The 8,779-nt window shown below is 71.2% G+C and carries 6 protein-coding genes and 3 pseudogenes; 2 read left to right on the top strand and 7 right to left on the bottom strand.

Going from position 1 to position 8,779, the window contains the following annotated elements:
- From ABD143_RS18355 to ABD143_RS18335, 5 genes and pseudogenes are all read right to left on the bottom strand, one after another.
- Window positions 1-482, bottom strand: a pseudogene (locus ABD143_RS18355) (transposase); the annotation flags it as partial.
- Window positions 483-513: 31 nt separating this feature from the next.
- Window positions 514-1,284, bottom strand: coding sequence for a DUF2267 domain-containing protein (locus ABD143_RS18350; RefSeq protein WP_343979475.1), 771 nt, complete (start codon window positions 1,282-1,284; stop codon window positions 514-516).
- Window positions 1,285-1,300: 16 nt separating this feature from the next.
- Complete coding sequence (locus ABD143_RS18345; RefSeq protein WP_343979472.1) at window positions 1,301-1,438, bottom strand: hypothetical protein; 138 nt, start codon at window positions 1,436-1,438, stop codon at window positions 1,301-1,303.
- Between the two features lie 1,995 nt (window positions 1,439-3,433).
- Window positions 3,434-4,027 (bottom strand): DUF1345 domain-containing protein, encoded by a 594-nt coding sequence (locus ABD143_RS18340; protein WP_343979470.1) that lies wholly within the window; start codon window positions 4,025-4,027, stop codon window positions 3,434-3,436.
- Between the two features lie 139 nt (window positions 4,028-4,166).
- Window positions 4,167-4,301 (bottom strand): annotated as a pseudogene (locus tag ABD143_RS18335) (IS256 family transposase); the annotation flags it as partial.
- Here ABD143_RS18335 and ABD143_RS18330 point away from each other — a divergent pair.
- Window positions 4,299-4,662 (top strand): annotated as a pseudogene (locus ABD143_RS18330) (ISAzo13-like element transposase-related protein); the annotation flags it as partial. The pseudogenes ABD143_RS18335 and ABD143_RS18330 overlap by 3 nt on opposite strands.
- Before the next feature lie 327 nt (window positions 4,663-4,989).
- Here the strand turns inward: ABD143_RS18330 and ABD143_RS18325 are convergent.
- The gene (locus ABD143_RS18325) at window positions 4,990-5,685 is read right to left on the bottom strand and encodes a methyltransferase domain-containing protein (protein WP_343979467.1); all 696 of its coding nucleotides are present in this window, start codon (window positions 5,683-5,685) and stop codon (window positions 4,990-4,992) included.
- 98 nt (window positions 5,686-5,783) lie between these two features.
- Between ABD143_RS18325 and ABD143_RS18320 the strand changes: the two genes are divergently transcribed.
- Window positions 5,784-8,342, top strand: coding sequence for an ATP-dependent Clp protease ATP-binding subunit (locus ABD143_RS18320; protein WP_343979465.1), 2,559 nt, complete (start codon window positions 5,784-5,786; stop codon window positions 8,340-8,342).
- Between the two features lie 82 nt (window positions 8,343-8,424).
- On the opposite strand, the gene ABD143_RS18315 is transcribed toward ABD143_RS18320, so the two are convergent.
- Window positions 8,425-8,742 (bottom strand): uracil-DNA glycosylase family protein, encoded by a 318-nt coding sequence (locus ABD143_RS18315; RefSeq protein ID WP_343980284.1) that lies wholly within the window; start codon window positions 8,740-8,742, stop codon window positions 8,425-8,427.
- Window positions 8,743-8,779 lie beyond the last annotated feature (37 nt).

Genomic DNA, 8,779 nt, shown 5'->3' with positions numbered 1-8,779 from the left:
GCTTGTGCCAGCGCGGTGAGGGTGACGTGGCGGTGCCAGCCGATGTAGCTGCGGCCTTCGAAATGGTCCAGGCCGAGGCCGTCTTTCAGTTCGCGGTAGTCGTGCTCGATGCGCCAGCGGATCTTGGCCAGGCGGACCAGGTCGCGCAGCGGGGTCTCGATCGGCAGGGTGGACAGCCAGTAGTCGGTGGGTTCGGGCTTTCCGGGTGGCCATTCGACGAGCAGCCAGCATTCGTCGAGGCTGCCGTCGGGGTGGCGGGGGATGTCGCGGTTGGCCGGTCGTACCCGCAACGCCATGAAACGCGAGCGCATCGCGGCGGTGGGATTGCGGGGGTTGCGGCGGGAGCCGTGGCGCCAGGTGACGCGGTGCAGCGCCCGGCGGCCGGCGGCGACGGCGAGGCCGGCGAGGCTGTCCGGGTCGTCGCGATACCGCGGCACCGGCGGGCGGCCGCGACCGGCATACGGCGTTCTGCGCGGCCTTGCGCGCCGCGCTGCTCATGCGCGACCTCGTCTGTCAGCGCCGGGCCCGCGTCCCGGGGCGCTCGAACAGCGTCCGGTACTCCGCGGGCAGTTGGACCGTCACGTCGAAGAACTCGTCGCCCACGTCGTCGCGCAGCACGGCGACCACAGCAGGGATTCCCCGCACCGCGTCCTCCAGGTCGAGCCCGGCACGCTCAGCCACCCGGATCACGAAGTCCGTCATGCGCATCCGGTGATCCGGAGTCGCAGCACCGCGGCGAAGGGGTTCCTGCAGGGCCACCGGCAGCTGGGCAGCGAGGTCGGCCGCGTCACCTGGCGCGATCCGCTGGGCGAGTGTCTCCAGCACCGCGGACGTGAGGCGGCCCGCCTGCTCGACGCTCGTGCCGGCGCGTTGGGCGACCCGGGCCAGGAACGCCTCGGCGGGATCCATCGCGGAACGGCCCGACAGCAGCGGGCCGTACTCGCGGGGCAACTGCGCGGTGAGGTCGGCGAACTCGTCGTCACCGATCCCCTGGCGGAGCACGATGAGCACCGCGGCCGCGTGCCGTTCCGCGGTGGACGGGTCGACCCCCTCCCGGTCTGCCACCCGGCGCACGAACTCCGCGACGCCGAACCGCTGGGCAGGCCCCGGAGTGTGCAGGTACGGCTGCAGCTCCGCCGGGAGCCGTTCCAGCACGTCGGCGGCCTCGCCCCGGGTGAGGTGCTCGGCCAGCGTGCTCAGCACGGCCTCCGTGGCGCGTCCGGCGCCCTCACGGTCGGTGCCGGCGAGCCCGGCGACGAGCTCGGTGAACCGTTCGGTATCCATGGATGCCCCCTCTCGGTCAGCGGTTCGTGAGCCGGTCCCAGGCGCGGCGCAGCCGGGCCTCGAGCGGGCTCTCCACGACGGATCCGTCGGAGCGCACCCGGGGGCGCTCCGGCTCGGGGGGTTCGCGCAGGGCCTCCCGCCCGACGGCGAGCACGACACCGCCCTCGTGGAGTGCGGCGATCTGATCCGCGTCGGCGTCGTCGGGCTTGTAGACCGGGGTTCCGTCGGCTAGCGCCGTGTGAGCGATTGGGCCGGCCGAGGTCGCGGTCCCAGGCCTCGCCTGTCATACGTCCTGCACCGGGTCCTCCCCTACGTCGTGGTCTGCTCCACGCTGGCGGAGAGCGGCCACCCGGGCACCGGCCTGGCCCGGCCAACTGGGTCAGGCGGTCTCGGCACCGCAGGACGACCACCAGGGCCCCCGGCCGCCCTGTCCTCCCGGGCCGACTCACGGCCGCGGTGTTCGTCGTGCCACCGGCAACGTGCGTGCGAGCAGCAGCAGCAACAGGGCTGACCATCGTCGTACGAGAAGCCGTCGGAGGAGAGGTCATGACGAGGACCGCTCCCACCCGCCAGGACTAGGACGCCGCCGATTCCTTCACCGCCGCCGTCGAGGAGGAACGCGTGCTCTTCGTGCGCTGCGTCGACACGGCCTACGAGTCGTTGCGCCTGACGCCGGGGATGGACACGTCCGGACCCACCCTCGTGTGGTTCGCCGGCCACCTGCTGCAGGCCTACGCCGCTCGTCCGGCACGCTGCGGACGACCTGGCCGGCGAGCAAGCGATTGTCGGCGGGGCCATTGATGTGGGGCCGCGGCGCTCCCCGAGAGCAGCCGAGGCGGCGAACAGCGTGTCTGCGGTTCCAGACGTACGTGGTGACCTGGACAAGGCCGATGGCGTCACGCTCCCCGCGCGGGGAGTGTGTGTGGCCGCAGCGCTGTCAGCTCAGGAGAGGTGAGGCGCTGCGGGCCCGGCCGGCCCGTTGTGCCGCGGCGTGGAGCGCACGGCATGCCGTGGTACGGGATCGGCGACTTTCGCGTCGTCGTCGGTCCTGATTCGGCACAGTGCGCGGCCGTCAGTGTGTGGCCAGGAGGGCACGGGGCCGTCGGCCATGCGCCAATAGCCCGGCCGCTGGCGCGCACCGCGTGACGGCAGACCGGGCAACACAGGTTCTCGACCTTCTGCCACCGACGCTCCTCGCATCTCGACGGTCCGGGCACCACGTACCGGCGTTGATCACATCGGCCAAGCGTGCAGCCGCGTGTTGCTCCCTCGTGGCGTGCGCCGTGGTCACCGCGCGACCACAAGGCCGCCGTGCCGACAGCCACGTCCCGACCGAACCCCGACCGGACGCTTCCCCCGAAAGGAAGGGAGGTGGGTCGATGGCCGCGGTTACCGGGCCGACGGAGGCGCCGATTACGCGACGTTGCCGGTGTCGCGGGTGGAATCGGCGCTACAACGGTCGCCACCGCTATCGGCGCCGTAGACGGTGGAGTGTTCGTCGGACGTCCGGTCGGTGTGCTGGTCTGCCGGGCCACCGGCGACTCCTTGATCCGAGCCGGCCGCGCGGCACAGCTCGTGGCCGCCGCGACCGGGAGCAAGCCAGTGCTGGCGGTTACGGCGGCGGACGCGTCAGGACCGAGCCGCCCGGTGACCGCCCGGCTGCGTCTCCTGGAGCCGCATGCGGCCGCGGTCGTTGTGCTGCCGTTCGTCAGCCGTTGGCGTGACCTCGCCACCCCGCTCGACGAGGTACGCGGCCTGCCCACCCTCCCCCGGACGGAGATGCCTCGCTCATTACGGCGCTATGCCGCGGCCCTGTTCGACCTGTGCGCCGCCCTGGAGCGCCGCTCCCCGGCCCAGGCCCGCCCGGCAGCTACGGCCGGGCGGGCCGCAGTCCCCGCGAGGAAGGACACCATGATCACTCTCAGAGCCGCCGTTCCCAACCAACCCACCACCTTCTGCCCCACCGGGGCTCGACGAGCTCGCGGGTGAGCTGCTCGGCTGGCTCAAGTGGGGCGTGATCGTCGCCGGGGTCCTCGGCATCTTCATCTGCGCCTGATGCTCATCATCGGCCGCCGCAACCGCTCGGCAACCGCCTACGAGGGGACGGTCCGGTTCGACTCGCGGGGCCGGGAGCCGCCCGGCCGACCTGTCACGACCGCTGGCCCAGGTTGGACACCAGGTTGATGGCCATGGCGATGACGCCGGTACCGAAGACATACGACAGCAAGGCGTGCCCGAGCGCGACCTTCCGAGCGGTGGTAGTGGTGGGTTCGCATTCAGAAATGGCGTAGGACATACCGATGGTGAACGCCATGTAGGCGAAGTCGCTGTAGGCGGGCGGCCGGTCCTGCCTGAAGTTGATGCCGCCATCCTCGTCGACGTAGTAAAGACGCGCGTACTTCAGCGCGAAAACCGTGTTCACCAGGGCCCAGGAGGCGAGCACGGTGTAAACACTGAGGACGGTCACCGCGACCGCCGCCGCGTCCCGCCCGTCGCTGGTACGGACCAGCGCGAACACGACTGCACCCAGGCTGGCGACGGCCGCGAGCAATACGCCCCCGTCGGTGGAACGAGATCGGCTCTCTTCCTCGGCGAGCAGCTCGGTTCCCCTGTGGTCCTGAGGCCAGCTGATGCGCCACACCCAGATCAGAGCAACAGTCGCCGCCCCGGCCCAAGCGGCGAGGAGAAACAGCTCCGGCCCCTCGAAGACCGCCACGAGCCCGCCGATGACGAGGCCCACCACACAGGAGATCAAGGCGCGGCTGACGGAAAGGGCGCGACCCCGTGGGCGGACTTGCGTGTTACCCATGGCCCGGAGGTTTCCCCCGGGGGCAAGAGCATCATGCACGCCAGCGGAATTCAGCGAGCAATAGTCAAGACGCGAGCAGTACTTCGAGGTCATCGGTGATCTTCGCGACGGCCTTGCCGAACTTGGCGCCGTAAGCAGCCTTGAAGCTGCTCACGGCGTCGAGGGCGTGGTGCTTGTCCTCGGCGTTCCAGATCTCGGCCAGTGCTTGGTCGAGCCGGACGAGCGGGGTGATCCGGAATCGCCGTTGCGGTGGACGACTAAGTCGTTGCGGCACTTGGCCGAGGAGCTGACCCGGCAGGGCCACCGGTGTCGGCCCCTACGGTGGGTCGGCTGTTGAAGTCGGCCGGATTCAGTCTGCAGGCCAACGCCAAGACCCTGGAAGGCGCCCAGCATCCGGATCGGGAGCACAGCTTCGCTACATCAACGAGCAGGTCAAGGACCATCAGGCCGGTGGCGAGACAGTGATCAGCGTGGACACGAAGAAGCGCGAACAGTTGGGGCGGCTGCCGATGGCCGGGCAAGGATGGCAGCCGAAGGGCGAGCCGGTCGAGGTCGAGGACCATTCCTTCTTCTTCAAGCAGAATGCCATTGCCGAAGATCGTCGTATCGACCTCTAACTTCGCGCCCTACAACATCGCCCTGCTCGATCTCGCGGTGTCCCGGCTGCCGGTCTCCGACAACCTGTTGGTCGTGCACAGACAAGGAGATGCGCGATCAACGAGCGGCGCCTGCGCACGAGCTTGAATCCGTGAACGCGGCAGGCGTGCCACTCTCCGACCATCGAGGATCTGGGGTTCCACCGTTTGCGTTGCCGGCGGGACGAGGACCAGGTGCGCGCGGCAGCCTACGGCTACCACCCGGAGCCGGTCGGCTGGCAAGATCAGTAGGCTGGCGGGTCAGTCGAAGAACCGGGCGAGCTGACGCGGGTCGGGCTCGTCGCCGGGAGCCGCCGGGGTGAGGTCGGCGAACACCGTGGCGTCGTCGCGGCCGACGTGCAGGGGGTGCCACACCGGACGGCCAGGGCTCGAGCAGATCCCCTTCACGGTCTGGGTGTCCAGGAGCCGGACGTGGGTGGGGTCCGCCACCGCGTTGACGTGCTTCCACCACGGCGAGAGCACGTGCAGCACGCCGCCGGGCCGCAGGATCCGGTGACACTCGTCCACCAGCGGCAGGAAGTCGATCAGGTGCTCGAGCACGTGCACCACGAAGATCCTGTCGACGCCGGCGTCGCGGAACGGCAACGGCCGGGAGACGTCGGCCAGCGCCGCGACCGACGGCGTGCGCCTGCGGTCCACCCCGTAGTTGCTGGGGTACTGCCGCTGGTCACCACAACCCAGATCGAGGATCACCGGGTCCCGGCCCGCCACGCGCACGCGGTCCCAAATCGCCAGCACCCCCGCGATGCGCCCGACCAGCTGCCGGAGCAGGGCGAGCTGCTCGACCCGATCCACGTCCCCGCGCAGGTGGACGACGCCACCGTCGACGGTGGCGGTCACGTCGAGACCGCGGACTCGCAGGTCGTGCGTCGTCAGTTCAGCCACCACGTCCTGCAGGAACTCGTCGCACACCTGTTGCCTCGCCTCTCCGCCCATGTCCTTTCGCTACCCGAGCACCCGACCGGCAATCGTTTCGCGGGCGGCGGCACGGGAACGCTTCGGCGCGAACTGCATCCGACGGGAAGGTGTTTCTGATGACCGGCTTCAACGGGCCGGACGAGCCCGGCTCGTTCGACGAGTTCCTCGCCCGCTACCTCGGGTCGGGCGCCGGCGGTCCCCGCGGCCCCGTGCAGCGGATCGACCTCACCCGGCTGATGAGCGCCGGGGCGCGCGAGCTCGTCACCGCCGCCGCGCAGGAGGCCGTCGACCGTGGCGACACGGATCTCGACGCGCTGCACCTGCTGCTCGCGGCCACCGGGATCGACACGGCCCGGCAGTGGCTCAGCCGCGCCGGCGTCGACCCGGACGCGATGGCCCGGATGCTCGACGAGCGACTGCACCGCAGCGAGCCGACCGGCCGCGCTCCCAGCCTCACGCCCGCCGCGAAGCGCGCGCTCCTCGACGGCCACCAGGTCTCACGCTCGCTCGGCTCCACCTACATCGGGCCGGAGCACGTGCTCCTGGCTATCGCGGCCAACACCGAGTCCGCCGCCGGCAGGCTGCTCGCGCAGGCCCGCTTCTCCCCCGGCGGCCCGCCCGGCTTCGACCCGCACCAACCCGGCGCGCAGCCCTCCGGCGCGCCGCGCGCCCCGCAGGCCGGGCCCGGTGCACCGTCGAGCACCCCGACCCTCGACCAGTTCGGCCAGGACCTGACCGCCGCGGCGCGCGGCGGCAGGCTGGATCCCGTCGTCGGGCGCGCTGACGAGATCGAGCAGACGATCGAGGTGCTGTCGCGGCGTACCAAGAACAACCCGGTGCTGATCGGCGAGGCCGGCGTGGGGAAGACCGCCATCGTGGAGGGCATTGCCCAGCGCATCGTCGACGGCGACGTGCCCTCCATGCTCGCGGGGCGGCGGGTCGTCGAGCTCCAGCTGTCCGGGGTCGTCGCCGGCACCCGGTACCGGGGCGACTTCGAGGAGCGGCTGCGGGCGCTGATCGACGAGATCCGGTCCCACGGCGACGAGCTGATCGTCTTCATCGACGAGCTGCACACGATGGTCGGCGCGGGCGGCGGAGGCAGCGAGACCGGTGGCTCGATGGATGCGGGCAACATGCTCAAGCCCGCCCTCGCACGCGGCGAGCTGCACGTCATCGGCGCCACGACCCTCGACGAGTACCGCAGGCACATCGAGTCCGACGCTGCGCTCGCCCGCCGGTTCCAGCCGGTCATGGTGCCCGAACCGAGCTACGAGGACGCCGTGGAGATCATGCACGGGCTCCGCGACCGCTACGAGGCCCACCACCAGGTGCGCTACACCGAGGACGCACTGCGCGCCGCCGTCGAGCTGTCCGAGCGTTACGTCACCGACCGGTTCCTGCCGGACAAGGCCATAGACCTGATGGACCAGGCCGGGGCCAGGGTGCGGCTGCGCACCGGTACGCCGTCGACCGACCTGCGTGGGCTGGAACAGCGCCTCGAACAGCTCGAGCGGGACAAGGACCAAGCCGTGGCCGACGAGCAGTACGAGCGCGCCACCGAGCTTCGCGACCAGATCGCCGAGCTGCGCAGGAGGCTCACCTCGGCGGACAGCATGGACGACAGCGTCCCCGAGGTCGGGGTCACCGAGATCGCCGACGTCGTCTCGCGCCAGACAGGCGTGCCAGTGGCCCAGCTCACCGAGTCCGAACGCGACCGGCTGCTGCGGCTTGAGCAGGAGCTGCACATCCGCGTGGTGGGCCAGGACGAGGCCGTGACCGCCGTGGCCGAGGCGATCCGGCGCTCCCGGGCGGGGCTGGGCGACGAGGACCGTCCCGTCGGCAGCTTCCTGTTCCTCGGCCCGACCGGCGTCGGCAAGACCGAGCTGGCCAGAGCGCTCGCCGTCGCGCTGTTCGGTGAGGAGGACCGGATGGTGCGCCTGGACATGAGCGAGTACGGGGAGCGGCACACCGTGGCGCGGATGATCGGGGCGCCGCCTGGCTACGTCGGCTACGGAGAAGCGGGCCAGCTCACCGAGGCCGTCCGGCGCAGGCCGTACTCGGTGCTGCTGCTCGATGAGATCGAGAAGGCGCACCCGGATGTGTTCAACGTGCTGCTCCAGGTGCTCGACGCCGGGCGGCTGACGGACGGGCAGGGCCGCACGGTCGACTTCCGCAACAGCGTGATCATCATGACCAGCAACGTCGGCTCGGAGCTGGTCACCAGCCGCGGCGCGGCCCTGGGCTTCGGGAGCCCGGCCGATACGGCCGAGCAGGATGACGCCGCGCTCCGCGACCGGCTGATGCCCAGGCTGCGGGAGGTGTTCCGCCCGGAGTTCCTCAACCGCATCGACGAGACCGTTGTGTTCCGCAGGCTCGACCCCGAGCAGCTCGCCACGGTCACCGACCTGTTGCTGGAGGAGACGCGGCGCCGGCTCGGCGCGCAGGACGTGACCGTCGAGTTCACGCCCGCGGCAGTACGGCGGCTGGCAGAGCTCGGGTATCAGCCGGAGTTCGGGGCACGGCCCCTGCGGCGCACCATCCAGCGCGAGGTGGACAACCGGCTGTCGGGCCTCCTGCTGGCCGGCAAGCTGCCGCCGGGCAGCCACGTGCGGGTGGACGCCCGCGACGGCGAGCTCGACATCCAGGTGGGCGGCGAACCGGCAAGCCTCACCTGACCGCCAGGGCGCGTACTCAGGGACGCAGCGCCGCCACCACCTGCAGGTCGGCCACCAGAGCGGCCAGCGCCTCGTCCCGGGCCTAAACCGGGCCCCGCAGGATCGCCGACGGGTGCAGGTCGCCACCAGCCGGCGGCCCTCCCAGTCGAGCATCTGCCCCCGCTGGCTCGTGAAGCCGGAACTTCGGACCGAGGAGCGTCTTTGGCGGCGATGGCGCCGAGGGTCGCCACCGCGTCCGGCCGCACCGCGGCAAGCTCGCAGTCCAGCCAGGGGCGGCAGGCGCGGATGCGCGCGCGATACCGGCGCGCTCCAGCAGCGTGTCGAGGACGCGGCCGGCCGGACCGACGAACGGCTTGCCCGCTATGTCCTCCTTGTCACCCGGCTGCTCGCCCACCAGCATCAGCCATGCCGTCGGCGGGCCCTCCCCGAACACAGTC

The sequence above is a fragment of the Pseudonocardia aurantiaca genome (genome assembly GCF_039526725.1).
Classification (GTDB): Bacteria; Actinomycetota; Actinomycetes; order Mycobacteriales; family Pseudonocardiaceae; genus Pseudonocardia; species Pseudonocardia aurantiaca.
This window is presented reverse-complemented; position numbering and strand designations above follow the sequence as displayed.

Excerpts from the sequence above, each read along its gene's own strand:
- ABD143_RS18350 (WP_343979475.1), bottom strand. The coding sequence starts at position 1,284 with ATGGATACCGAACGGTTCACCGAGCTCGTCGCCGGGCTCGCCGGCACC.
- ABD143_RS18320 (WP_343979465.1), top strand. The coding sequence starts at position 5,784 with ATGACCGGCTTCAACGGGCCGGACGAGCCCGGCTCGTTCGACGAGTTC.
- ABD143_RS18325 (WP_343979467.1), bottom strand. The coding sequence starts at position 5,685 with ATGGGCGGAGAGGCGAGGCAACAGGTGTGCGACGAGTTCCTGCAGGAC.
- ABD143_RS18315 (WP_343980284.1), bottom strand. The coding sequence starts at position 8,742 with ATGCTGGTGGGCGAGCAGCCGGGTGACAAGGAGGACATAGCGGGCAAG.